We start from the raw sequence: 24,195 nt of genomic DNA, 5'->3' as shown, positions 1-24,195 counted from the left end.
GGCAACCACGTACGCCGTGAGCTGTCTGCGGCCCGCGCCCCGCAGTCCGCGGCGGGACGCGGACGTCACATGACCGGGTCGCCCGGCGTCGCAGCGCTCTGCTGCTCGCGTACGTTCTTCGCCCGCGAGCCCACCGATACCAGCGCCCCGACGGCCGTGCCCGCCAGGGCCGCCGGCACCATCCAGTTGCGGTTGAAGGAGTGGCCGAGCGAGCTGTCGAGGGAGTAGGCGCCGGGGCCCGTGACGGCGAGGGCGGCGGAGACCAGGCCGAGGAACGCCGGGTACTCGTAGCCGCCGCCCTGGCTGAAGAAGCCGTTGGGGGCGTGCACCGCGGTCGCCCCCGCCATGGCGCCCGCCGCCGCCGAACCGGCAGCGGGGGTCGCGAGGCCCAGCGCGAGCAGCGTGCCGCCGCCCGCCTCCGCGAGCCCGGCGATGACGGCGTTCGCCTTGCCGGGCGCGAAGCCGATGGACTCCATGAAGGCGCCGGTGCCTTCGATGCCGTGCCCGCCGAACCAGCCGAAGAGCTTCTGGGTGCCGTGGGCCGCGAGGACACCGCCGGTGGTGACGCGGAGCAGGAGGAGGCCGAGGTCGCGTCGGTCGAAGCAGGAACGGGTCATGGCGCTGTCTCCTGGGGTGAGCGGGTGGTGAGCGGGTGGTGAGCGGGTGGCGATGGGTGGTGAGCGGTTGGGGAGGGGGAGCGGGAGGGACGGGCGTGGGCGGGCAGGCCCGTGCGTGTCGGTGCTCGTCCCCCCCACCGTCCGTCAGAGCCCCGCCGCGCACCCGGCTCGGGCGGCCGTACGGGTGACCCCGTCCGGTGGCGGGGTGGGGCGGCCGATGTGACGGTGGGTGCATGAGCATTCAGGTAAACCGGCTCGCCGACCCGACGGTCCGGGCCTTCGTCACCGCCGTGAACTCCCACGACCAGGCCGCCTTCCAGGCCGTCCTCGCACCCGACGCGACCATGTCCGACGACGGTTCCGACCGGGACATCGCCGAGTGGACGGAGCGCGAGATCTTCTCCTCGCACGGCCACATGGACGTGGAGAACGAGTCGGACGCCGGGCGCGCGCTGATCGTCACGTTCCGCAACGACACGTGGGGGGAGATGCGGACGAAGTGGCACTTCACCGTCGACGGCGGGAAGGTCTCCCGGTTCGAGACGGGACAGGCCTGAAGCAGCTCTGAGGCCCTGAGCCCCAGCCCCAGCCCCAGCCCCTGAGCGTCGGCGTCGAGTGACGCGTTTCGCGTGAGGGCTTGTCTTCGCGTGCGCTTCAACTCCTAGCGTCCGTGGGCATGGAGACGACACGCAGGACATTGGGACGCAGCGGCATCGAAGTCAGCGCGCTCGGCCTCGGCTGCTGGGCCATCGGCGGTGAGTGGTCGATGCCGGGCGGCGAACCGCTGGGCTGGGGCGCGGTCGACGACGAGGAGTCGGTACGGGCGATCCGGCGGGCCGTCGACCTCGGTGTGACCTTCTTCGACACCGCGGACAACTACGGGACCGGGCACAGCGAGCGCATCCTGGGGCGCGCCCTGGGTGCGCGGCGGGACGACGTCGTCATCGCCACGAAGTGGGGCAACCTCTTCGACGAGAAGACGCGGACCGCCGCCGGGGTCGCGGACGACTCGGTGGCGTACGCACGCCGTGCACTGACCGCGTCACTGAAGCGGCTCGGCACGGACCACGTCGACCTCTACCAGCTGCACATCGCCGACGGCGATCTGGAGCGGGCGGCGCAACTGCGCGACGCCTGCGAGGAGTTCGTGCGTGAGGGGCTCATCCGGGCATACGGGTGGAGCACCGACGACACCGAGCGGGCGGCGGTCTTCGCCGCGGGGCCGCACTGCACGGCGGTGCAGTACCGCTGCAACGTGCTGCAGGACGCCCCGGAGATGGTGGCGCTCTGCGAGCGGCTGGAGCTCGCGAGCGTGCTGCGGAGTCCCTTGGCCATGGGGCTGCTGACCGGGAAGTACGTCGCCGGGCAGGCTCCGGTGGCCGGGGACATCCGCAGCGCGCCGCCCGCCTGGCTGCCGGGCTTCGGGACGGGCGGGGGAGCGGACCCCGAGTGGCTGGGGCGGGTGGACGCGGTGCGGTCCGTGCTCACCAGTGGCGGGCGGACCCTCACGCAGGGAGCGCTCGCCTGGCTCTGGGCGCGGAGCCCGCTGACGGTGCCCGTGCCGGGCTTCCGGACGGTGGCGCAGGTCGAGGAGAACGCGGGGGCGATGGAGTACGGGCCCTTGACGGAGGGGGAGTTGGCGGAGGTCGAGCGGATTCTGCGGGGGGACTAGCCCTCGATCCGCACCGCCGCCCCGCTCACCCGCACCTTCGCGTCGCCGTCCCGCAGGTTCACCGTGAGCACTCCGGGGCGTCCCATGTCCGCGCCCTGGTGCAGGGTGAGCTCCGACTGGGCGGGCACCAGGCCCAGTTCACGTGCGTACGCGCCGAACGCGGCCGCCGCGGCGCCCGTGGCGGGGTCCTCCACGACCCCGCCCACCGGGAACGGGTCGCGCACGTGGAAGGTCAAGTCCTTCTCCCGCCAGACCAGTTGGACCGTGGTCAGGTCCAGGCGCCGCATCAGGGCGGCGAGGCGTTCGAAGTCGTACGACAGGTCGGCGAGGCGTTCGCGGGTCGCGGCGGCCAGGATCAGGTGGCGGGCGCCCGCGTAGGCGATGCGGGGCGGCAGTGCCGGGTCGAGGTCGTCCGCGGGCCAGTCGAGCGAGGCCAGGGCCTCGGTCAGATCGGCCGCCGTGACCTCGTCGACGTGCGGCTCGACGCTGGTGAGCGTGGCCCGCGGGGCGCCGTCCGCGTCGGTCACGGTCACCGGGACCGTGCCCGCCCGCGTGGAGAAGACGAAGTCGCCCGCGCCGGCGCCGTGTTCGGCCAGGGCGACCGCGGCCGCCACCGTCGCGTGCCCGCAGAAGGGGACCTCGGCCTGCGGGCTGAAGTAGCGCACGTCGTAGGCGCGGCCCGCTTGGCCGGAAGCGGAAGCGGAGGCGGAAGCGGAGTCAGGGGCCGGGGTCAGGAACGCCGACTCGCTGTACCCCACCTCCGCCGCGATCCCCAGCATCGCCGCATCGTCCAGACCGGCGGCGTCGAGCACGATCCCGGCGGGGTTGCCGCCCGCCGGGTCGGCCGAGAACGCGGTGTAGCGCAGTACGGCGGGAGAAGCGGCCCCGGGTGCATTCGTCGTCATGTCGCAGAGCAACCGTGCCGAGGCCCCGGTCATTCCCGCTGCCGGCGCGTGGGGCCCGTCAGTGGCAGTTCTTGTAGCCGGGGTTGCTGTTCGTCCAGGAGCAGGAGTCCTTGAGCGAGCCGCTGGGCTTGACGAGGCGGGCCTTGTCGCTGGTGTTGTTCCAGACGTACGAACCGCGGCCCCAGTAGCGGACGCCGGACGCGTTGGTGCCCTTGCCGGTGCGGACCTTGACGGTCTTGCCGGCGCCGATCTTGTAGCTGCCGAAGGTGTACGTGTAGCCGGTGTTGTCCTTCAGCTTGTAGCCCTTGAGCTGGATCGCCGAGCCGGAGCTGTTGTGGATGTTCACCCACTCCGCGTTCAGCGAGGAGTTGGACCGGGTGTCCCGGCCCGGGCTGTCGAACTGGATGTACCCGAGGTGCAGTCCGCCCTGGTGGCGCGCGGCCGCGGACGCCGGGGTCGCGGCGAGCAGCGAGGCCGAGAGCGCGGCCGTGGCGAGGACGGCGGGGACGGCGGAACGTATGCGCAAGGTGTGCTCCGAGTGTGCTCTGAATGTGGAGTTCTCGTGGAGGGCACGCTGAGCATACGGGGCGCGATGTCCGCAATTGGCGCGGGACTTCATATTCCGTTTGTGAAGATGTGGGCCGACCGTGAGGGCTGGGTCACGGTCGGCCACGTCGTGGGCGCTCGAAGCCCCGGCGGCTAACCCCGCCCGACGAAGGGCATGTTCGTCGCGAGGACCGTCGCGAACTGCACGTTCGCCTCAAGCGGCAGCTCCGCCATGTGGCGCACGGTCCGCGCCACGTCCGACACGTCCATCACCGGCTCGGGCGCCAGCTCCCCGTTGGCCTGGAGGATTCCGGTCTGCATCCGCTCGGTCATGTCGGTCGCCGCGTTGCCGATGTCGATCTGGCCGCAGGCGATCCGGTAGGGGCGGCCGTCCAGGGAGAGCGACTTCGTCAGGCCGGTCAACGCGTGCTTCGTCGCCGTGTACGCGATGGAGCGCGGGCGCGGCACGTGCGCGGAGATGGAGCCGTTGTTGATGATCCGGCCGCCCTGCGGGTCCTGCTCCTTCATCTGACGGAAGGCCGCCTGCGCGCACAGGAAGGCGCCGTTGAGGTTCGTGTCGACGACGTGCCGCCACGCGTCGTACTCCAGCTCCTCGACGGGCACACCGCCGGGGCCGAACGTACCGGCGTTGTTGAAGAGGAGGTCGAGGCGGCCGAAGCGGTCGCGCACGGCCGCGAAGAGCGCGGCCACGTCCTCGGGCCGCGACACGTCGGTGCGCACGCAGAGCGCGTCGGTCGTGGCCGGGGCGTTCACCTCGGTGGACTCCTCGGCGTGCGGGACGGGCCGCACCGCGGCGCCCTCCGACACCCCGGCGGCGATCGCCGCCGTCTCCTCCAGCGTCTGTGTACGGCGCCCCGCGAGCGCCACGGACCACCCGGCCCGCAGCAGCTCCACCGCCACGGACCTGCCGATTCCGGAGCCCGCGCCGGTGACCACCGCGGACCTTGTCTGCTCGGTTGGATGCCCAGTTAGCTCTGCGTTCATGGCCCCGCAGCGTACGGGAGGCCCGTCCATACGGACATCATCGTCCCGCCATGCGGGTGTTGTGTACGCGACAGTCGCGCGTCTTCCCCCACCACTTGCATGCCCGTGACACCAATCGTCAGGGGAGGGCCACATGACACCCGCAGGCCAGCAGGGCACAGCCGAACTACGAGCCGCCGCGAGCCATCTTGGCCGCCGCCGTTTCCTCACCGTCACGGGGGCCGCGGCGGCGCTCGCCTTCGCCACCAACCTGCCGGCCGCCGGTGCCGCGAGCGCCGCCGAGCTGGACGCGCGGAAGATCGCCGACGACCCGTTCACGCTCGGCGTGGCGTCCGGTGACCCGCTGCCCGGCTCGGTCCTGCTCTGGACCCGCCTGGCCCCGGCCCCGTACGAACCGGGCAGCGGTCTGCCCGATCAGCGGGTCACCGTCCAGTGGGAGCTGGCCCAGGACGCCCGCTTCCGACGCGTCGTCAGACGCGGTTCCGTCACCGCGCACCCCGAGTACAACCACTCCGTGCACGTCGAGGTGAACAACCTCGGCGTCGCGCGGACCTACTACTTCCGCTTCAAGACCGGCACGTGGATCAGCGAGACGGGCCGGACCCGCACCGCCCCCGGGCCCGGCAGCAAGGTCAGCTCCCTGACGCTCGCCGCGGTCTCCTGCCAGGCGTACCACGACGGCTACTTCACCCCGTACAAACACCTGGCCGAGGACGACGTGGACGTCGTCTTCCACCTCGGCGACTACCTCTACGAGTACGCGGTCAACGCGGTCGGCGGCGCCCGCAACTACACCGACCGCACCCTGCCCGCCCTCTACAACCGCGAGACGCAGACGCTGGAGGACTACCGCCTGCGGTACGCCCTCTACAAGTCCGACCCGGATCTGCGCGCCGCGCACGCCGCGCACCCCTTCGTCGTCACCTGGGACGACCACGAGGCCGAGAACAACTACGCGGACGACCTCGACGAGAACGGCAACCCGCCCGCCGAGTTCCTGGTCCGCCGCGCCGCCGCCTACCGCGCGTACTGGGAGAACCTGCCGCTGCGCAGCCCCCAGCGGCCCCAGGGCCCCGACCTCCAGCTCTACCGCCGCGTGCAGTGGGGCAAGCTCGCCCAGTTCGACATCCTGGACACCCGGCAGTACCGCTCCGACCAGGCCTACGGCGACAAGGCCCACGTCCCGGGCCCGGAGTCGGACGACCCGGCGCGCACCATCACCGGCGCCACGCAGGAGCGCTGGCTGACCGACGGCTGGCGCCGCTCGCGTGCGCTGTGGAACGTCGTGCCGCAGCAGGTCACCTTCTCCGAGCGGCGGCTCGACCTGAACGCCGAGGCGAAGCTGTCGATGGACGCCTGGGACGGCTACCGCGCGTCCCGGCAGCGGGTCCTCGCCGGGGCGAAGTCCGCCGGGATCGAGAACCTGATGGTGCTCACGGGCGACGTGCACGTCGGGTACGCCTTCGACATCAAGGCCGACTTCGACGACCAGGCGTCCAGGACGGTCGGCACGGAGATCGTCGCCACGTCGATCGCGAGCGGCAAGGACGGCGCCGACAAGCCCGCGAACTGGGACACCTACACCAAGGCCAACCCGCACCTGAAGTTCTACAACGGGCGGCGCGGATACGTGACCGTCGGTCTCGGGCAGGAATCCGCGCGCGCCGATTTCAAGACCGTCTCCGCGGTGACGACGCCCGGGGCGCCGATCACCACGGCCGCGTCCTTCGTGACGGAGGCGGGGAACCCGGGGCTGAAGCCCGCGTAGCCCGGCGGGGCGGGGGTGCGCTCACTCGCCCGGGTAGCGCACCCCGATCCGCTCCCGCACCGCGTCCAGGGTCCGCATCACCGCGAGGGTGCCGTCGAGCGGGACGAGCGGGGACTCGGTGTCGCCCGCGCGCAGCCGGTGCATGACCTCGGCGGCCTCGTGCTTGAGGCTGTCGCGGGGGCCGTGCTCGGGGACGGCGGTGAACTCCTCGGGGTCACGGCCGTCGCGGTGCAGCACGAAGCGCTCCGGGAAGAAGAAGCCGTTCGGGAGGTCGATGCGGCCCCGCGAACCGGTGACGGAGGCGGTGACGGGGGTACCCGCGTTGATGGAGCAGTGCAGCAGAGCGTGAGCACCGCTCTCCCAGGAGAGCAGCATGCCCGTCTGGAGATCGACGCCCTCGTCCGAGAGCGTCGCTCTCGCGCTCACCCCCGAGGGCTCCCCGAGCAGCAGCTGCGCGAACGACACCGGGTACACCCCGAGGTCGAGCAGCGAGCCGCCGCCCTGCTCCGGGTCCCGCAGCCGGTGCGAGGGAGGGAAGGGCCCGGCGAGCCCGAAGTCGGCCTGCACGGTCCGCACCTCACCGATCGCCCCGTCGTCGACCAGCGCCTTCATCCGCCGGATCAGCGGATTGCAGTACATCCACATGGCCTCCATCAGGAAGAGGCCGCGCCTCCGGGCGAGCGTCACCAGCTCCTGCGCCTCGCGCGCGTTCAGCGCGAACGCCTTCTCGCAGAGCACCGCGCGGCCGGCCTCCAGGCACAGTCCCGCCGCGGCCCGGTGCGAGGCGTGCGGCGTCGCCACGTACACGACGTCGACGCCTTTGTCCTCGGCGAGCGCGCCCCACTCCCCGTAGGCGCGCGGTATCCCGAACCGGTCGGCGAACGCCTTCGCCGACGCCTCGGTGCGCGACGCCACCGCGACGACCTCCGCGTCCGGCATGTCGAGGAGGTTCGCCGTGAACGACGCGGCGATCCCACCCGTCGCGAGGATGCCCCAGCGCACGGGTTCACGGTTGTCTTCCACCACTGGAGCCCCTGTCCGTACCGCGGAGTACCGCGGAAATGGTCTCAACCAGCACAGCTGAGCTGAGAGCATAGGTAATCGCACGCCTCATCGGGAAGGAATCCGTATGCCGGAGCACGGCAGCCGCACGACGAGCGGGTCGAACGACCCCCTCATACGGCAGTCCCGGCCGCCGGAACCGGAACCGGGCCCCGCATCCGCCGCACCCGCACCCGCCGCCGCGGCCCTCACCGCCCGGCGCCGCACCGGCCTCATGGTCACCCTCGTGCTCGGTGGCCTCACCGCGGTCCCGCCGCTCTCCATGGACATGTACCTGCCGGCGCTCCCGGAGGTCACCCGCTCGCTGCACACGTCCGCGGCGACCGCGCAGCTGACCCTCACCGCCTGCCTCACCGGCATGGCGCTCGGGCAGCTCGTCGTCGGGCCGATGAGCGACAAGTGGGGGCGGCGCAGGCCGCTGCTCATCGGGCTGCTCGTCTACATCCTCGCCACCGCGATCTGCGCGCTGGCGCCCACCGTCGAACTCCTCGTGGGCTTCCGCCTGTTGCAGGGCCTGGCGGGCGCCGCGGGCATCGTCATCGCCCGCGCCGTCGTCCGCGATCTCTACGACGGCGTGGAGATGGCCCGCTTCTTCTCCACCCTCATGCTGATCTCCGGGGTCGCCCCGATCGTCGCGCCCCTCATCGGCGGCCAGGTCCTGCGCTTCACCGACTGGCACGGCATCTTCGTCGTGCTCACGGCGATCGGCATCGCCCTGACCGCGGTGGTCTGGCGCTGCCTGCCCGAGACCCTCGCCCCGGAGAAGCGGCACAGCGGCGGCACCGTCGAGGCGCTGCGCACCATGAAGTCACTCCTGGCCGACCGCGTCTTCACCGGGTACATGATCGCGGGCGGCTTCGCGTTCGCCGCGCTCTTCGCGTACATCTCCGCCTCGCCGTTCGTCATCCAGGAGATCTACGGGGCGTCCCCGCAGACCTTCAGCCTGCTCTTCGGCGTGAACTCCATCGGCCTGATCATCGTCGGCCAGATCAACGGCAAGATCCTCGTCGGCCGGGTCAGCCTCGACAAGGCGCTCGCCTTCGGCCTGGCGGTCATCGTGCTCGCCGCCGCCGCGCTGCTCCTGATGACCTCGGGCGTCTTCGGGGACGTCGGCCTGGTCCCCGTCGCGGCCGGGCTCTTCGTCCTGATGTCGGCGATGGGCCTCGCGATGCCCAACACCAACGCCCTCGCCCTGATGCGCACCCCGCACGCCGCGGGCTCCGCGTCGGCGCTGCTCGGCACGTCCTCGTTCCTCGTCGGCGCGATCGCGTCGCCGCTGGTGGGCATCGCGGGCGAGGCCACGGCCGTGCCGATGGCCGTCGTCCAGCTAGTCTGCGCTCTGGCGGCCATCGCCTGCTTCGCGGGGATGTGCCGCCCCTGGCAGCACTCGGCCAGGACGACTCGGGAGGGGACGGACCACTGACCGCGCCACGCCTGCTGCGCGCCGGGACGCCGGATCGCGCGGGGCTCGACACGGACGAGATGGCGGCCCTCGTACGCGAGGTGCGCGCACTGACGCGCGGCGAGCGCCCCTGGTGCTCCGGCGCCGTGGTGCTCGCCGGGCGCGGCCCGGTGATCGCCGTGGAGGAGGCGGTGGGCCGTGCGGTGCGCTACGCCGCGTACGACCCCGAGAGGGACGCGGGCGTCGAACTGCCGCCCGCCGAGCAGGTGTTGACCCGTACCGGCACCCCCTTCGACCTGGCATCGCTGACCAAGCTCTTCACGACGGTCGCCGCGATGCAGCAGCTGGAGCGCGGCACGCTCGGCATCGACGCGCAGGTCTGCGCGTACGTCCCCGAGTTCAGGGCCGCCGCCGAGCACGGCATCACGGTGCGCCAACTGCTCACGCACACCTCGGGCCTGCGCCCCGAACTCCCGCTGTACGACTGCCCGGACGACGCCGCGCGCCTCGCCGCCCTGCGCGCGGAGGCCCCGTCGGGCCCGCCGGGCGACCACCTCTACTCCGACCTGAACATGCTGCTCCTCCAGCACGTCCTGGAGCGCATCACGCGCCGCCCGCTGGACGTCCTGATCCGCGAGGGCATCACCCGGCCGCTCGGCATGGCCGCCACCGGCTTCGGGCCGCGCCCCGACGCCGCGGCCACCGAGGACCAGCGCAGGCCCTGGGCCAAGGCCGACCGGGGGATGCTGCGGGGCGAGGTGCACGACGAGAACGCCTGGGCGCTGGGCGGCGTCGCGGGCCATGCCGGGCTCTTCTCCACCGCACGCGACCTCGCGGTCTTCTGCCGCGCGCTGCTGTGCGGCGGCTCGTACGGCACGGCGCGCATCCTCGGCCCGGACTTCGTCGAGCTGATGCTGACGCCGCCGGGTCTTGGCTTCGGACTCGACCAGGCATGGTTCATGGGGGAGCTGGCGGGCCGCGGCGCGGCGGGGCACACCGGGTTCACCGGGACGTCCCTGGTCATGGACCCCGCCACGGACACGTACCTGATCCTCCTGGCCAACACGGTCCATCCGCGCCGGGGGCGGGCCGACAGCGGCCCCCGGGCCCGCGCGGCCACCCGGCTGGCCCGCGCGGCCCGCTGAGGGCTCCCGCTGGGGGGGCGCGCCCTGCGGCAGCGCTGGCTGGCGGGGGCCGTCTCGTCCGCCTCTAGAATCACGGGGTGAACGCCCCGAATTTTCCGGTAGCACCGGCCGAGACCCTGCGCACCGCCCTCGCCGGGCTCCTCGACGGGCTCGGGCCCAAGCAGGCCACGCAGGCCGTGGACCGGCTGATCGCCAACTACCGGGGCCTCACCCCGACCGACGCCCCGATCCTGCGCGACCGCGCGGACGTCGCCGCGTATGCCGCGTACCGCATGCCCGCGACCTTCGAGGCGGTGTGTTCCGCGCTCGGCGCCCTCGCGGACGCGGCGCCCGCGGGATGGGCGCCCGGCAGCCATGTGGACGTCGGCGGCGGGACCGGCGCGGCGACCTGGGCGGTGAGCGCGACCTGGGACGGCGAGCGGCCCGTCACGGTCCTCGACTGGGCCGAGCCCGCCCTTGCCCTGGGGCGTGAACTGGCCGCCGCGAACCCGTGGTTGAAGGCGGCGCAGTGGCAGCGCTCCCGGATCGGAGCGGCGCTCAGCATCGAGAGCACCGATCTCGTCACGGTGTCGTACGTCCTCAAGGAGCTGACCGAGGCCGACCGCCGGTCCCTCGTGGACGCGGCGGCGGCAGCGGCACAGCAGGCCGTCGTCATCGTCGAGCCCGGCACCCCCGACGGCTACACGCGCGTCATCGAGGCCAGGGACCGGCTGGTCGCCGCCGGCTTTAGCATCGCCGCCCCCTGCCCGCACAGCGCCGCCTGCCCCATCGTGCCCGGCGAGGACTGGTGCCACTTCTCCGCCCGCGTCAGCCGCTCGTCCCTGCACCGGAAGGTCAAGGGCGGCTCATTGGCATACGAGGACGAGAAGTTCAGCTACGTCGCCGCCGTCCGCTTCGATGCGGCTCCCGCGCCGAAGCGTGTCGTACGCAAGCCGCAGATCCGCAAGGGCCAGGTCCTGCTCGACCTGTGCGCGGCGGACGAGACGCTGCGCCGCGAGACGGTGACCAAGCGCCACGGGCCGCTGTACCGCGCGGCCCGTGACGCGGAGTGGGGCGACGCCTGGCCGCCCCACGACGGTGACGCGCTAGGCGCGTAGCTCCTGCGTGCAGCACTTCACGCTGCCGCCGCCCTTGAGCAGCTCGCCCAGGTCCATCCCGACGGGTTCGTAGCCGCGCTCCCGCAGCGGTGCGAAGAGCCCGACCGCGGCCTGCGGGAGCAGCACGTGCAGGCCGTCCGAGACCGCGTTGAGCCCGAGCGCCACCGCGTCCGGCTCAGATGCGATCAGCGCGTCGGGGAAGAGGCGCCGCAGGACCGCCCGGCTGCCCGGCGAGAACGCGGGCGGGTAGTACATGACGTCGTCCGTGGCGTCGTCGAGCACCGCGAGCGCCGTGTCCAGGTGGTAGTAACGGGGATCGACCAGATCGAGCCCCAGGACCGGGCGGCCGAAGAACTCCTGCGCCTCTCCGTGCGACAGGGGGCTGGCCCGGAAGCCGCGTCCCGCAAGGACGTACGAGGACGTGACGGCGAAGTCGCCCTCGCCCTCGTTGACATGGGTCGGTTCGTGGAGGTCCGTGAAGCCGTGCTCCCGGAACCACTCCAGGTGGGCGACCGCTTCGTCGCCGCGCTCGGGATAGGCGAACCGCGCGCCGAGCACACGGCCCCCGATGACGGTCGCGCCGTTCGCGGCGAAGACCATGTCCGGCAGGCCGGGACGCGGGGTGAGCTCCTCGACGGTGTGGCCGAGCGAGCGGTAGCGGTCGCGCAGATCCTCCCACTGGGCTACGGCCAGCGGGACGTCGACCGGTTTGGAGGGGTCCATCCAGGGGTTGATGGAGTACGTGACCTTGAAGTGTGCGGGTGAGCACATCAGATAGCGCCGGGGTGTGGCGCGACGAGGAAAACGACTCAACGAGGGCTCCTCACGTACCGCGGTGGTCAGTTACTGCCCATAGTGGGGCAGTTGCTGCCCATGGTGCGGTCTGAGGAGCCCTCGCGCTGTGATCTGAACGGGTGGTTCAGCGAGTGGTCAACCCGGGTCGGCGGACGGTCAAGACGCCGTCCACGTCCCCGTCTCACGACCGGCCGTGCGCCGGGCGTCCCTCCTGCAGCCTGCGCAGCAGCTCACGCTTCTGCGCCTGCGGGCTCAGCCCGCCGCCGATCTGGCCGCCGCGGCCCGAGCCGCGCAGCGCCTTGCGGGAGAGGTTGGTGCGCGTACCGCCCACGCCCAGCATGTTTCCTGCTCCGCCTCGCGACATCTGCGTACCTCCGGATCGAACAACCTTGGCGAGACGGTCCGTCTCGCCTCTTCGACCACTTTGAACGAGACGGAACGTCTTGTCAAGGGTTGATGAGACGGTACGTCTCGGCTCGTTCGCTGCTACATTCGATGGCATGGTCCAGAAATCCGCCCCTGACTCCAAGCGCCGCAGCGAACGCTCGCGCCGCGCGATCTATGACGCAGCACTCGAACTCGTCTCCGAAGTCGGCTACGGAAAGCTCACGATCGAGGCGATCGCCGCCCGGGCGGGCGTGGGCAAGCAGACGATCTACCGCTGGTGGCCGTCCAAGGGCGCCGTCCTGCTCGACGCCTTCGTGGACCTGGGCGAACAGGCCCACCAAGAGGCGAGCGACAACGCGGGCCACGACCTCGCCCCGACCGAGATCCCCGACTCCGGAGACCTGGAGGCGGACCTCAAGCTCGTCATGCGGGCCACCGTCGACGAGTTCAACAACCCCAAGTACGACGCCCCTTGGCGGGCGCTCGCCGCCGAGGGCCTGCTCAACACGGAGCTCGGCGCCGAGTACGTGGAGAGGCTCCTGGAGCCCGGACTCCAGATGTACGTGAAGCGCCTGGAGATCGCCCAGGAGGCCGGCCAGGTCGCCCCCGACGTGGACCCCCGCATCGCCCTGGAGCTGTGGACGGGCCCGCTCGCCCAGCGCTGGATGCAGCGGACCGGCCCGCTCACGCACGAGTACGCCGACAAGCTCGTCGAGTACGCCCTCTACGGAATCGCGCCCCGCTGATCACCGTCCCCGGACCGGCCCCCGGCCGATCACGCGGCGTTGACCGGCCACCGCTCCCGGAGGCCGGCGGCGCTCACGCCCTTCACGCCCTTCACCGGCGTGCGCGCGAGCAGCCCCGGCCGGTCCGTGATCACGCCGTTGCAGCCGAGTCGCAGCGCCCGGTCGCGCTGGCCCGGCGTGGTCACCGTGTGCGCCCACACCCGGGGGACCCCGGAGCCGACCGCCCGCAGGAGATCCGCGTCCCGCGCTTTGTGGTCCACGTCCAGGACGTCCACGAACCCGGCCCACCGCTCGGGCCGGTCCGTGCGCATCTGCGTCTTGGAGCGCCACAGCTGCGCGAGCAGCCCCATCCGGTGCGCGCGCCACGCGACACCGGGCTCGTTGGAGTTCACGAAGACCGAGCGCGTCAGGCCTCGCGCGCGGATCAGCGAGCCGAGCGTGCGCAGGCTGCGCGGATCCTTCGCCTCCAGCATCAGCACGATCCGCCCGCCGAAGCGGTCAAGGACCTCGGCGACCGTCGGCGGGCGCTCGGGGCGCCAGCTGCCGGGCAGCCCGGCGCTCGGCCGCAGCCTGACGTTCTTCCATTCGCGCAGGGTGAGCGAGCGCACCGGGCCCTTGGACGTCGTCGTGCGGTCCAGGGTCGCGTCGTGCATGGCCACGAGCGTGCCGTCGCGCAGTATCCGCGTGTCCACGTCGATGACCTGGGCCGTGCCGCGTGCGTACGCCGCCACCAGGCCGGACATGCTGTTCTCCGGCACCTCCAGGGCGCCGCCGCGGTGCGCGGTGTACGTGATGGAGGGGAGCGCCTCCACCGTCAGGGGGCCGCCGCCCCACTCGATCGGGGCGAGGGCCCCGGTGGGCGCCGCGAGGGCCAGTGTGGTGAGGCTCATGAGCCCCGAGAGTCCCGTGAGCGCAGTCCTGGTGACCATGGCGAACACGGTAGGGGCGTATATCCCCCGTTAGTACGCAATGACGCGCGATGTCACCCTGCGCCTTGCATCACCCCAGCTACCCCGGATGTGGGCTCTGGCCCCCCGAGGAGCAGGATGGTGCGACCATGGGACATGCTTCTCGGCACAAATGCGAGGTGAGGGGATAGATGGGCGCGGAGTTCGGCCGCCGTTCCGGCGGACAGAGCAGGATTTCCCAGTGGCTTCGCCGGCGTCCCCGACCGGAGGACACGGCAGGTGACGAGGCGGGCCGCGAAGCCCTGCTCGTCGCCGCGGCGGCGGCGGGCCTGCCGCTCTCACCGGCCGCGCACCCCTCCGCGTACCGATGTTCCTGTGACCGCATCGGCTGTCCCACCCCCGCCAGGCACCCCATCTCCTTCGCCTGGCAGACGCAGTCCACCACCGACCGCGGGCAGATCGAGCGCTGGGCCAGGCATCAGCCGCAGGCCAACTTCATCACCGCGACGGGCATGGTCCACGACGTCCTCGACGTGCCGGTCGCCGCCGGGCGCGAGGCGCTCGCCAGGCTGCTCGCCGACGGCATCGACGTGGGTCCCGTCGCCGAGTCCGAGGGCGTCATGGACGAGGGGCGGATGCTCTTCTTCACGCTGACGCGCGGCACCCCCGAGGACGAGGACGAGTGGTGGCCCTGCGAGCTCGACTGCCACCCCGAGACGACGAACGAACACCCGGGCTTCCGCTGGCACTGCCGTGGTTCGTACGTCCTGGTGCCGCCCGCGCGGCTGCCCGGTGACCTGGCGGTCAGCTGGATCCGGGGCCCCGAGCACGCGCTGCCGGACCCGCTGACGCTGCTGGAGACGCTCACCGACGAGTGCGCCCGTGTCGCGGGCGAGCCCCAGCACGACGTCGCCGCCTGGCCGTTGAGAGGCTGACGCCCCGCGCGCGAGGCGTTCTGTGGCTGTCGGCCGCTCTACTCGCCCTGCGCGCCCGTCAGTCCCTGGATGCGGCTCAGGAAGGTCACCTTGCCGGAGCCGGCCGGGTCGACGACGACCTGGTTGGAGACGCGCTCCAGCATCACCGACTGTTTGACCTCGCCCGTCAGGAGAGGCTTCACCTCGGGTTCGACGGTGAGGTTCACGCCCTTCGCGGCGGTCTGCTTCTCGTAGTGGTGCGTCGAGAAGAAGACCATCGCCCCGCCGTCCTGGGTGCGCAGACCCACCGGCGCGAACGCTCCGTCGTTCTTCGGCTCGTCGATGTACTGGACGGCGATGCCCCGACGCTTGGTGTTCTTGTCGCGGAACGCCTTCCACGTCGACGTGTGATCACCCGGCGCGAACGTGTCGCCGCCCGACTTCAGATACGTCGTGTACTGCTCGCCGAGGTTCTTCGGCGCCACCGCCAGGGCCTTGGAGCCCGCATCGACCGGCTCGGCCCAGCCGTCCTGGTCCTTCTTCAGCTCGGGCATCTTGTCGGGCGACACCAGGTTCAGGTACGACGCCTCCCACAGCTGGTCCGCGCTGCCCTTCGTGAAGACGAGCAGCCAGCGCAGGTCGCCCCTGCGGTTGGACTTCGTGTCCGCGACGAACCACCGGGGCCAGCCGGCCTTCTTGGGGATCGAGAACTTCGCGTCCGTCAGCTCCAGCGGCACCTGGTTCGGGTTGCCGTCCGGGTTCCGCGCGCCCTTCGACTTCAGGCCCGCCTGGTTGATGGCGCTCAGCGGGCCCGTGACCCGGGCCGCGTCCAGGGCCGGGTCGTACGCCTTCTCGGCCTTGTTGTACGCGGTGAGGAAGTCCTTCAGTGCGCGGTCGGCCTCAGCCTTCGTCGCCGACGGGACGACCTCCCGCTCCCCGTGCACCGTCACGCACCCGCTCGCCGTCACCGTCAGTACGGTCACCGTCGACGCCGCCATCGCGAACCGGACCGGCCGTCGAGACCGTCCCCGCCGCATCGGAGTGCGCTGCCTTGGAAACCTGCTCATGCGTTGCGTTCACCTTCCCCTTCCCGGGCCCGAACCCTACCGGGGCGAAGAAGAAGGCGAGCGTCGGGACCAGGTACAGCAGCCACACCGTGACCTGGACAACCGTCGGGTCGGGCTGGAAGTTGAAGATGCCCTTCAGGAGCGTGCCGTACCAGCTGTCCGGGGGGATCGTCGCGCTGATGTCGAACGCCTTGTTCTGGAGGCCGCCGAGGAACTCCGCCTCCTGCAGGTCATGGACGCCGTACGCCAGGACGCCCGCCGCCACGACCACCAGCATGGCGCCGGTCCAGGTGAAGAACTTCGCCAGGTTGATGCGGACCGTGCCCTTGTAGAAAAGCCAGCCCAGCGCGATCGCCGTGAGCAGGCCAAGGAGCACGCCGATCAGCGGGCCCGGCGTGCCGTCGTTGGACGCCCGGACCGAGGCCCAGACGAACAGCGCCGTCTCCAGGCCCTCCCGGCCCACCGCGAGGAACGCGGTGGCGACCAGGGCGGCCGTGCCCATCTGCAGCGCCGCGTCCAGTTTGCCGTGCAGCTCCGCCTTGAGATGACGGGCCGTACGCCGCATCCAGAAGACCATCCACGTCACCAGGGCGACGGCGACGATGGACAGCGAACCGCCCAGCGCCTCCTGCGCCTTGAACGTCAGCTCCTGCGAACCGAAGGTCAGCGCGCAGCCGAAGCCGAACGCGAGGGCGCACGCGACGCCGATGCCGATCCAGATGGGCTTGAGCGCGTCGCGCCGCTCCGTCTTCACCAGATAGGCGATGAGGATGCACACGACCAGGCTGGCCTCGAGGCCCTCGCGCAGGCCGATCAGGTAGTTGCCGAACATGTCTGTCAGATCCCCCTCAGCCGAACAGTGCCCGGCCCCACCAGTCGTCCTTGTCGCGGACGCCCGGCGGGATCGCGAAGACCGCTGAACCCACGTGCTGGATGTACTCGTTGAGAACGTCGGCGCGCGCCAGGCTGCGCTGCACCGGGATGAAGCCCGTGCGGACGTCCCGCTGGTAGGCGAGGAAGAAGAGCCCCGCGTCCAGGCGGCCCAGGCCGTCGGTGCCGTCCGTGAAGGAGTAGCCGCGGCGCAGGATGGTCGCCCCGTCGTTGGTGTCCGGGTGCGCGAGCCGGACGTGCGAGTCCGGCTTCATCGCCTTCAGGAACGGCTCGTCGTGCTCCTTGGCCTTGCCGACCGGAGCGCCCTCGCCCTTGTCGCGCCCGAAGATGTCCTCCTGCTCGCCGAGCGGAGTCCGGTCCCAGGTCTCGACGTTCATGCGGATGCGGCGCGCGACGAGGTAGGAGCCGCCGACCATCCAGCCGGGCCCGTCCTTCTCGCCGACCCACACGTGCTCGGCGAGCGCGGAGCCGTCCTCGCCCGAGATGTTGCGGGTGCCGTCCTTGAAGCCGAAGAGGTTGCGCGGCGTCTGCGCACCCGGCGTCGTCGACGAGGTCTTGCCGAAACCGAGCTGCGACCAGCGCACCGCGACCTTGCCGAAGCCGATGCGGGCGAGGTTGCGGATGGCGTGCACGGCGACCTGTGGGTCGTCCGCGCAGGCCTGCACGCACAGGTCGCCGCCACCACGGGACTTGTCCAGGTTGTCGCCGGGGAACTTGGGCAGATCGACGAGTGCTTCCGGCCGCCGGTCGCCGAGCCCGAACTTCTCGAAGAGGCTCGGCCCGAAGCCGATGGTGAGCGTGAGCCGGGACGGCTTGAGGCCGAGCGCCTCGCCGGTGTCGTCCGGCGGCGCCTCGGAGAGACCGCCGAAGGCACCCTCGCCGACCTGGTGCCCGGCGGTCATCCGCGCGGCGGCCCGCGTCCAGTCCTTCAGGAGCTGCACGAACTGCTCGCGGTCGTCCGTCTTCACGTCGAACGCGGCGAAGTGCAGCCGGTCCTGGACGGGGGTCGCGATCCCCGCCTGGTGCTCGCCCCGGAAAGCGACCGCGCCGCCCGCCGACGCGGCGGGCACCGCCTCGTCCCCGGCCCTGGCCACCGCCACCGCGCCCCCGGTGACGGCGGCGCCGAGCGCGAGCCCCGCACCGCCCCAGCCGAGGAGCGAACGCCGGGAAGGGGAGCCGGATGTGGGCTCATCGCCCGGCTCGCGGGCCGTGTCGGTGTCACGCGTGGTCTCGGTCATCGTCCCGGAACCCCCTTGCCGCTACTTGGTCGTGACGACGGCGGCGGCCAGCTTCGACAGCGGCTCCGCGAGCGCGTTGACGCCGTCCGAGAGATCCTTGCGGTCCGCCTTGCTGACCTTGTCGTACGACGTGAACGTGTACGAGTCCGCGCCGCCGCCCTCGCGGTACTTGCCGAGCAGCTCGTCAAGGGCCGCGAACTGCTTGTCGAGCTCCTTGGTGAGCGCCGGGTCGTTCTCCGACGCGACCGCCTTGAGCAGGCCGTACGCCTTCTCCGCGCCCTCGACGTTCGCCTTGAAGTCGACGAGGTCGGTGTGCGAGTAGCGCTCCTCCTCGCCGGTGACCTTGCCGGTGGCGACCTCGTCGAGGAGCTCCTTGGCGCCGTTGGCCATGGAGGTCGGGGTGATCTCCGCCTTGCCGACGCGGTTCTGCCAGTCCAGGAGGTCCTTGTCCAGCCGGGTGGCGAGCTCCTTGTCGCGCTCCCCGAGCTTCTTGTCCTTCCACAGGGACCGCTCCAGGCGGTGCCAGCCCGTCCAGTCCTTCTCCAGGTCCTGGCCGTCCTCCAGGCCGTCCTCGCGGAGGTCCACCTTCGGGTCGATGTCACCGAAGGACTCGGCGACCGGCTCGGTGCGCTCCCAGCCGATGCGCGAGTTGGCGTACGCCTTCTTCGCGGCGTCGACGTCGCCCTCGCGGACGGCGTCGGTGAAGAGCTTCACCTTGGGCAGCGTCGCGTCGGCCTGCTCCTGCGCGTAGGCGCGGTAGTCGGCGACGGCCTTGTCCAGGCGCGGGTCGCGCTTGACGGCCTTGCCGCCGCTGACGGTGACCTTCTGGCGGATGCCGTCGCCCTTCATGCCGGGCTTGCAGGCGATCTGGTACGAGCCGGACTTCACCTCGGCGGTGAGCTTCTGCTTCGTGCCGGGGCCGATGTTCTCGCGCTCGCTGACGATGCGGTCGTCGGGGAAGAGGAGGTAGACCTCGGTGACCTTGGAGCCCTTGTTCTCGATGGCGAGCTCGACGTGCCCGGCGCTGAGCTTGGTCTTGGAGACGTCGCACTTGTCGTCGGTGGCGGTCACCTCGACGGTGTTGCCGCCGCCCTTGGCGTCGCTCTTCTCGGTGCAGCCCGTGACGGCGGTGAGCGTCGCCGCCGCGGCGATGGCGGTGACTGCAGAGAGGCGGACAGGGCGCATAGGGGCTCCAAGGCGGTTCACGGACGGTTCCGGCATGCCGGTGAGGCGGACCTAACTTAACTGAGCCTTACCTGGTCGATACCCAGCCGTCCAGTGATTCACCTCTCACCGTTCGGGGCTGCTCACAGGGGCGTCACGGCAGGGTGATGGGCACCTCATGGGGTGGTAAAGCGCAGGTCAAAAGGTGCCGTTTCAGGTCCGGACCGGAGTGATCAGCGGGGCGCCGGTCCGCGGGTGCGGGAACACCTCGACCGGCTGCCGGTAGACCTCGCTCAGGAGCTCGCCGGTGAACACGTCGGCCGGCGGGCCCTCCACCGCGAGGGCGCCGCCGTGCAGCACCGCGGCGCGGTCCGCGTACGCCGCGGCCAGCCCCAGGTCGTGCAGGACCACCACCACCGCGTCACCGGCGCCGGCCCGCTCCCGGCAGATCCGCAGGACCAGCTCCTGGTGGCGCAGATCGAGCGCCGCGGTCGGCTCGTCGAGCAGGAGGAGCGGCGCCCGCTGGGCCAGGACGCGGGCCAGCGCGACCCGCGCCCGTTCGCCGCCGCTCAGCGCGGAGAAGGGGCGGGCCGCGAACTCGCCCACCTCCGTCGAGGCCATCGCCTCACGTACGACCTGCTCGTCGTCGTCCTCCAGGGCCGTGCCCGCCCAGGGTGCGCGCCCCATCCGCACGACGTCCTCGACCGTGAACGGGAAGGACAGGGCGGCGGCCTGCGGCAGCACCGAACGCCGCAGGGCGAGTTCACGGGCGGGCCACTCCTCGGCGGGGCGCCCGCAGACGCGTACGACCCCCTCGTCCGCCGGGATGTCCGCGGCCAGCGCGGCCAGCAGGGTCGACTTCCCCGCTCCGTTGGGCCCGGCCAGGGCCAGCACCTCGCCCGCGCGGGCGCTGAGGGACACCCCGGCGAGCACCTCGCGCCCGCCGAGCCGCACCACGAGCTCCGACGCCTCGGCGAGCGCGTCGCCGGGAGTGAAGGTCCCCGGCAGCGCGAGCCCGCGCCCGGACGGGAACAGCCGCTCGGCGATCCGCGTCATCATGCCCAACCCCCTTGCCTACGACGGGTCCTGCGCAACAGCCAGAAGAAGAACGGGCTCCCGAAGAGCGCGGTGAGCACCCCGAGCGGCAGCTCCGCGGGCGCCGCCACCGTCCGCGCCGCGAGATCCGCGCCGACCAGGACGACCGCCCCGCCCAGCGCACTGCCCGGCACGAGGAAGCGGTGGCCGGGGCCCGCCGCCATCCGCAGCAGATGCGGGACCAGAAGCCCGACGAACGTGATGATCCCGGCGACGGCCACGGCGGCGGCCGTCAGCAGCGCCACCACCAGGACCAGCATGAGCCGCAGCCGCTCGACGTCCACCCCCAGATGCCGTGCGGGCCGCTCGCCGAGCGCGAGCAGGTCCAGCTTCCGCGCGTACAGCGGCGCCACGGCGAGACCGGCCACCGCGCACGGCAGCACGGCGAGCACCTTGGGCCACGTGGCGCCCGCGAGCGAACCGAGCTGCCAGAAGGTGATCTGGGTGATCTGCGCGTTGTCCGCGAAGAAGATGCAGAGTCCGATCAGCGCCCCCGCGAACGCGTTCACGGCGATGCCGGTGAGGATGAGCGTGACGACCTCCGTGCGGCCGCCGTTGCGCGAGAGGACGTACACGAGCAGGACCGTCGCGAGCCCGGCGACGAACGCGCAGACCGTCACGGTCCAGTTCCCGAAGAAGCTGAGGCCGAGCGCGATCGAGGCCACCGCGCCGACGGCCGCGCCCGCCGAGATCCCGATGACACCGGGCTCGGCGAGCGGATTGCCGAACACGCCCTGCATGAGCGCCCCCGCGCACCCCAGCGAACCGCCGACGAGCAGCGCGAGCGTCACGCGCGGCAGCCGCACGTTCCACAGGACGCTCTCGCCGACCCGGTCCAGGGCGCTCCCGCCGAGACCGATCCGGTGCTGGACGGAGCTGAGGACGTCCCCGAGGGGGATGTCGTACGCGCCGATCCCGGCGGAGAGGAGACAGAGGAGGACGAGGACGGCGGTGAGCCCGATGGTCAGGGGCACGGCCGCGCCCCGGCGGCGGGTCCGTGGAGCCTTCGGCTCCGCGTCGGCGGGCCCGGCGTTCGCCGACTTGGTCAGGACGGTCACTTCTGAGCGCCCCCGTACAACTGCTCCACCAGCGACTTCAGGACCTGGTCCGTGCGCGGCCCGTAGTTCAGGAGCACCCCGTCGTCGATCGAGACGATGCGGCGGTCGAGCCCGGCGGGGGTCTCGGCGACCCCCGGGACCTTGAGCAGCCCGTCCACGCCGTCGACGGATTCCAGCCCCTTGGACATGACCAGGATCGCGTCCGGCGCCGCCTTGGCGAGTGCCTCGCTGGTGATCGCCGTGAAGTCCTTCCTCAGGCCCGACGCCTTGCCCGCGTCGACCGCGCCCGCCGCCTCCAGGAGCGAGGCCGCGCCGGACTCCCGGCCGCCGAGCAGATAGACGGACGCGGAGCCGCGCAGGTAGAGGAAGGCGACGCGGGGCTTCTCGGTGCGGGCGGAGGCCGGGATGGACTTCCGCACCTTCGCGATGCGTTGCTGCGTACGGGACTTGAGCTCGTCGCCCGCCTTCTCGACCCCCAGCGTCCTGGCCACCGCGTCGATCCGGGGGCCCACGTCGTCGAGGCCCTTCGCCGGGTCGAACACGACCAGCGGGATGCCCGCGTCACGTATCTGGTCGATGGCCTCCGCCGGCCCCGTCGAGGTGTCCGCGAGCACGACCGTCGGCTTCAGGGACAGGACGCTCTCCGCCGAGACGTCGTGCGCACGTGTCACCACCGGCAGCTTCTTCGCCTGCTCGAAGGTCGCGGTGATGTCGCGGGCCACGACGTCCTTGCCGAGCCCGAGCGTGAAGACGATCTCGCTCAGGCTGCCGGTGAGCGGGACGATCCGGCTGGTGTCGTCGACGGTGACCTTCTTGCCGTCGGCGGAGGTGACGGTGGCGGGGAGCACGGGGTCGGGGCGGGTCTTCAGCGGCTCGACCCGGTCGGGCGCCGAGGCCGCCGCCTTCGCCTTCGGGGACGTACCGCCACCGCCGTCCGACGATGATCCACAGCCCGTGAGGGCCAGGGCGAGAACGGCGGTCCACGCGCCGGCGATACGGAGTGAGCGCGGCATACGCACCGAAGTCCACCGTCCTGTCGTGCTGTTGAGGGTCTGCTGCGGGTCTGCTCTGGGGCGCTTGGGGCCCGGGTGGCCGGGATGGGGGTTCCGGCCGGAGTGATCGTAGTTTAGGTTAGCCTTACCTCATTAGCCACACCTGGAGGGGTCCCATGTCGCCGTCAAGACAGGCGCGAGCCATCGCCCGCGCCGGAGCCGTGGCCGTGCTCACCGCACTCGTCGGAGCACTGCTTCCGGCGGCCACCGCGCACGCGCAGGACCGCACGGTCCAGGGCGGACGGCTCGACTGGGGCATCAAATCCTCCTTCCAGAGCTACGTCACCGGGCCGATCGCGCAGGGGAGTTCGACCTTGCAGGGCGGCGCCGCCACGGTCGGCGGCAGCCAGTTCCGCTTCCACTCGGCGAAGGGGTCGTACGACCCGGACAGCGGCGCCTTCAGCGCCGCCTTCTCCGGCGGGGTGCACTTCCTCGGGCACAAGAAGGGCGGCTCGTACGAGCTGGACCTCACCATCAGCCGCCCCACCGTCAAGATCTCCGGCGGCTCCGGCACGCTCTACGCCGACATGGTCAGCAAGGAGAAGGGCACGGGCAAGGTCACGTCCAGCGCCCAGGTGCCGCTCGCGACCCTCGGCATGTCGGGCATCGGCATGAAGGGCGGCGCGGGACCGATCGCCCTCAACAACCTCCCCGCCACGCTCACTTCCCAGGGGGCGAAGGCCTTCGCCGGGTACTACACGGCGGGCACCGAACTGGACCGGGTGAGCCTGTCGGCGGACCTCGCGGCGAAGGCGGGCCCCGGCTCCGACAAGCCGTCGAAGAAGCCGTCGCCGAAGCCCTCGAAGCCCTCGAAGTCCGAGCAGGACAAGGCGAAGGCGGGCCGGATCGAGGACGCCGCCGTCGACTGGGGCGTGCGCCGCACCTTCCGGGAGTACGTCACCGGCTCCATCGCCAAGGGCGAATGGAAGCTGTCGGCCGGAGCCCAGGACGGGGGCGCGCTCTTCCGCTTCCCCCAGGGCGAGGGGACGTACGACAAGAAGAAGCAGAGCCTCGACGCGGACTTCGCGGGCGCGGTGCGCTTCACCGGCGAGCACGGCCTCGATCTCGCCCTGAGCAAGGTCGCCGTCGAGGTGAAGGACGGCAAGGGCACGCTCTTCGCCGACGTCGACAGCAAGGGCGACAAGGGCGTCACGCTGAGGAAGGCCCCGCTGATCACCTTCGCGGCCGAGGAGTTGAAGCCGAAGGACGGGCTGGTCTCCCTCACCGAAGTGCCGTCGAAGCTCACCGCCGACGGCGCCAAGGCGTTCGGCGGCATGTACAAGGCGGGCTCCGCCATGGACCCGCTCTCGCTCGCCGTCGGCCTAGACGCCGACGCGAAGCTGCCCGCGCTGCCCGACCTCGGCTCGTCCGCGAGCCCGACACCGCAGGCGAAGAAGGCCGAGCCGAAGACCCAGAACGCCGCCGAATCGGCCGAATCCTCGTCGCCCGCCGTGCCGATCGGCATCGGCGCGGGCGTGGCGGTGCTGCTCGCCGCGGCGGTCGCGTTCGGGGTCGTACGCAAGAAGCGAGCGGCGGCGGACACCTCCGGTGCTCCCGGTGGTCCCGGTGCTCCCGGCTCGGATTCCTGACCTTCCTTCCCCCGTCTCTTCCCTCGTCTTTCTTCTCTCCTCTCCAACCTCCCGTTCTTCGCTGTCACCTCT

The 24,195-nt window shown here is 71.8% G+C and carries 24 protein-coding genes; 9 read left to right on the top strand and 15 right to left on the bottom strand.

Annotated elements, in window-relative coordinates; translation table 11 throughout:
• Positions 1-65 precede the first annotated feature (65 nt).
• Complete coding sequence (locus ACZ6ZP_RS02920; protein ID WP_351159799.1) at positions 66-617, bottom strand: DoxX family protein; 552 nt, start codon at positions 615-617, stop codon at positions 66-68.
• Positions 618-850: 233 nt separating this feature from the next.
• On the opposite strand from ACZ6ZP_RS02920, the gene ACZ6ZP_RS02915 reads away from it, so the two are divergent.
• Complete coding sequence (locus ACZ6ZP_RS02915; protein ID WP_361462785.1) at positions 851-1,174, top strand: nuclear transport factor 2 family protein; 324 nt, start codon at positions 851-853, stop codon at positions 1,172-1,174.
• Between the two features lie 119 nt (positions 1,175-1,293).
• Positions 1,294-2,289 (top strand): aldo/keto reductase, encoded by a 996-nt coding sequence (locus ACZ6ZP_RS02910; protein WP_469405311.1) that lies wholly within the window; start codon positions 1,294-1,296, stop codon positions 2,287-2,289.
• On the opposite strand, the gene ACZ6ZP_RS02905 is transcribed toward ACZ6ZP_RS02910, so the two are convergent.
• The 3 genes from ACZ6ZP_RS02905 to ACZ6ZP_RS02895 form a co-directional block, all read right to left on the bottom strand.
• Complete coding sequence (locus ACZ6ZP_RS02905; RefSeq protein WP_469405310.1) at positions 2,286-3,194, bottom strand: PhzF family phenazine biosynthesis protein; 909 nt, start codon at positions 3,192-3,194, stop codon at positions 2,286-2,288. The two genes, ACZ6ZP_RS02910 and ACZ6ZP_RS02905, sit on opposite strands and share 4 nt — an antisense overlap.
• A gap of 58 nt (positions 3,195-3,252) precedes the next feature.
• Positions 3,253-3,720 carry a lamin tail domain-containing protein gene (locus ACZ6ZP_RS02900; protein WP_351159790.1) on the bottom strand — a complete coding sequence of 156 codons (468 nt, stop codon included), beginning with the start codon at positions 3,718-3,720 and terminating at the stop codon, positions 3,253-3,255.
• Between the two features lie 173 nt (positions 3,721-3,893).
• Positions 3,894-4,745 carry an SDR family oxidoreductase gene (locus tag ACZ6ZP_RS02895; RefSeq protein WP_351159788.1) on the bottom strand — a complete coding sequence of 284 codons (852 nt, stop codon included), beginning with the start codon at positions 4,743-4,745 and terminating at the stop codon, positions 3,894-3,896.
• Positions 4,746-4,878: 133 nt separating this feature from the next.
• On the opposite strand from ACZ6ZP_RS02895, the gene ACZ6ZP_RS02890 reads away from it, so the two are divergent.
• Positions 4,879-6,513 (top strand): alkaline phosphatase D family protein, encoded by a 1,635-nt coding sequence (locus ACZ6ZP_RS02890; RefSeq protein ID WP_351159786.1) that lies wholly within the window; start codon positions 4,879-4,881, stop codon positions 6,511-6,513.
• Between the two features lie 21 nt (positions 6,514-6,534).
• Here ACZ6ZP_RS02890 and ACZ6ZP_RS02885 read toward each other — a convergent pair whose 3' ends face one another.
• Entirely contained in the window at positions 6,535-7,515 is a 981-nt protein-coding gene (locus ACZ6ZP_RS02885; RefSeq protein ID WP_399975207.1) for a Gfo/Idh/MocA family protein, read from the bottom strand.
• 127 nt (positions 7,516-7,642) lie between these two features.
• Here ACZ6ZP_RS02885 and ACZ6ZP_RS02880 point away from each other — a divergent pair, with 127 nt between their 5' ends.
• From ACZ6ZP_RS02880 to ACZ6ZP_RS02870, 3 genes are all read left to right on the top strand, one after another.
• Positions 7,643-8,998 (top strand): Bcr/CflA family multidrug efflux MFS transporter, encoded by a 1,356-nt coding sequence (locus ACZ6ZP_RS02880; RefSeq protein WP_469405308.1) that lies wholly within the window; start codon positions 7,643-7,645, stop codon positions 8,996-8,998.
• Positions 8,999-9,057: 59 nt separating this feature from the next.
• Positions 9,058-10,122, top strand: coding sequence for a serine hydrolase domain-containing protein (locus ACZ6ZP_RS02875; RefSeq protein WP_469405782.1), 1,065 nt, complete (start codon positions 9,058-9,060; stop codon positions 10,120-10,122).
• A 77-nt stretch (positions 10,123-10,199) separates the two neighbouring features.
• On the top strand, positions 10,200-11,219 hold the full coding sequence (locus ACZ6ZP_RS02870) for a small ribosomal subunit Rsm22 family protein (protein ID WP_366462703.1): 1,020 nt from the start codon (positions 10,200-10,202) through the stop codon (positions 11,217-11,219).
• Here the strand turns inward: ACZ6ZP_RS02870 and ddaH are convergent.
• Both ddaH and ACZ6ZP_RS02860 read right to left on the bottom strand, forming a co-directional pair.
• Positions 11,208-12,032, bottom strand: a complete 825-nt coding sequence (ddaH, locus tag ACZ6ZP_RS02865; protein WP_366462702.1) for a dimethylargininase — start codon at positions 12,030-12,032, stop codon at positions 11,208-11,210. The genes ACZ6ZP_RS02870 and ddaH overlap by 12 nt on opposite strands.
• A 163-nt stretch (positions 12,033-12,195) precedes the next feature.
• On the bottom strand, positions 12,196-12,354 hold the full coding sequence (locus ACZ6ZP_RS02860) for a DUF6243 family protein (protein ID WP_469405305.1): 159 nt from the start codon (positions 12,352-12,354) through the stop codon (positions 12,196-12,198).
• Positions 12,355-12,514: 160 nt separating this feature from the next.
• On the opposite strand from ACZ6ZP_RS02860, the gene ACZ6ZP_RS02855 reads away from it, so the two are divergent.
• Positions 12,515-13,147 (top strand): TetR/AcrR family transcriptional regulator, encoded by a 633-nt coding sequence (locus tag ACZ6ZP_RS02855; RefSeq protein ID WP_351159775.1) that lies wholly within the window; start codon positions 12,515-12,517, stop codon positions 13,145-13,147.
• Positions 13,148-13,176: 29 nt separating this feature from the next.
• On the opposite strand, the gene ACZ6ZP_RS02850 is transcribed toward ACZ6ZP_RS02855, so the two are convergent.
• Positions 13,177-14,076 (bottom strand): glycerophosphodiester phosphodiesterase, encoded by a 900-nt coding sequence (locus ACZ6ZP_RS02850; RefSeq protein ID WP_469405304.1) that lies wholly within the window; start codon positions 14,074-14,076, stop codon positions 13,177-13,179.
• A 170-nt stretch (positions 14,077-14,246) separates the two neighbouring features.
• Here ACZ6ZP_RS02850 and ACZ6ZP_RS02845 point away from each other — a divergent pair, with 170 nt between their 5' ends.
• On the top strand, positions 14,247-14,990 hold the full coding sequence (locus tag ACZ6ZP_RS02845; RefSeq protein ID WP_351159771.1) for a bifunctional DNA primase/polymerase: 744 nt from the start codon (positions 14,247-14,249) through the stop codon (positions 14,988-14,990).
• 38 nt (positions 14,991-15,028) lie between these two features.
• On the opposite strand, the gene ACZ6ZP_RS02840 is transcribed toward ACZ6ZP_RS02845, so the two are convergent.
• The 7 genes from ACZ6ZP_RS02840 to ACZ6ZP_RS02810 form a co-directional block, all read right to left on the bottom strand.
• Positions 15,029-15,967: an SCO2278 family lipoprotein gene (locus ACZ6ZP_RS02840; RefSeq protein ID WP_351160664.1), complete on the bottom strand. Its 939-nt coding sequence runs from the start codon at positions 15,965-15,967 to the stop codon at positions 15,029-15,031.
• Entirely contained in the window at positions 15,870-16,868 is a 999-nt protein-coding gene (efeU, locus tag ACZ6ZP_RS02835) for an iron uptake transporter permease EfeU (protein WP_469405301.1), read from the bottom strand. Before efeU ends, ACZ6ZP_RS02840 begins: the two co-directional genes overlap by 98 nt.
• Before the next feature lie 16 nt (positions 16,869-16,884).
• A complete protein-coding gene (efeB, locus tag ACZ6ZP_RS02830) occupies positions 16,885-18,165 on the bottom strand; it encodes an iron uptake transporter deferrochelatase/peroxidase subunit (RefSeq protein ID WP_351159767.1) in 1,281 nt (426 codons plus the stop codon).
• 21 nt (positions 18,166-18,186) lie between these two features.
• Positions 18,187-19,350 carry an iron uptake system protein EfeO gene (gene efeO, locus ACZ6ZP_RS02825; RefSeq protein ID WP_469405299.1) on the bottom strand — a complete coding sequence of 388 codons (1,164 nt, stop codon included), beginning with the start codon at positions 19,348-19,350 and terminating at the stop codon, positions 18,187-18,189.
• A 192-nt stretch (positions 19,351-19,542) separates the two neighbouring features.
• Positions 19,543-20,385 carry a heme ABC transporter ATP-binding protein gene (locus ACZ6ZP_RS02820; protein WP_469405780.1) on the bottom strand — a complete coding sequence of 281 codons (843 nt, stop codon included), beginning with the start codon at positions 20,383-20,385 and terminating at the stop codon, positions 19,543-19,545.
• Complete coding sequence (locus ACZ6ZP_RS02815; RefSeq protein ID WP_469405778.1) at positions 20,385-21,473, bottom strand: FecCD family ABC transporter permease; 1,089 nt, start codon at positions 21,471-21,473, stop codon at positions 20,385-20,387. Before ACZ6ZP_RS02815 ends, ACZ6ZP_RS02820 begins: the two co-directional genes overlap by 1 nt.
• A 5-nt stretch (positions 21,474-21,478) precedes the next feature.
• A complete protein-coding gene (locus ACZ6ZP_RS02810) occupies positions 21,479-22,495 on the bottom strand; it encodes a heme/hemin ABC transporter substrate-binding protein (RefSeq protein ID WP_351159761.1) in 1,017 nt (338 codons plus the stop codon).
• A 155-nt stretch (positions 22,496-22,650) separates the two neighbouring features.
• Here ACZ6ZP_RS02810 and ACZ6ZP_RS02805 point away from each other — a divergent pair, with 155 nt between their 5' ends.
• Complete coding sequence (locus ACZ6ZP_RS02805; RefSeq protein ID WP_469405297.1) at positions 22,651-24,123, top strand: HtaA domain-containing protein; 1,473 nt, start codon at positions 22,651-22,653, stop codon at positions 24,121-24,123.
• The last annotated feature ends 72 nt before the right edge of the window (positions 24,124-24,195 follow it).

Source organism: Streptomyces sp. NPDC054047 (assembly GCF_055585065.1).
This window is presented reverse-complemented; position numbering and strand designations above follow the sequence as displayed.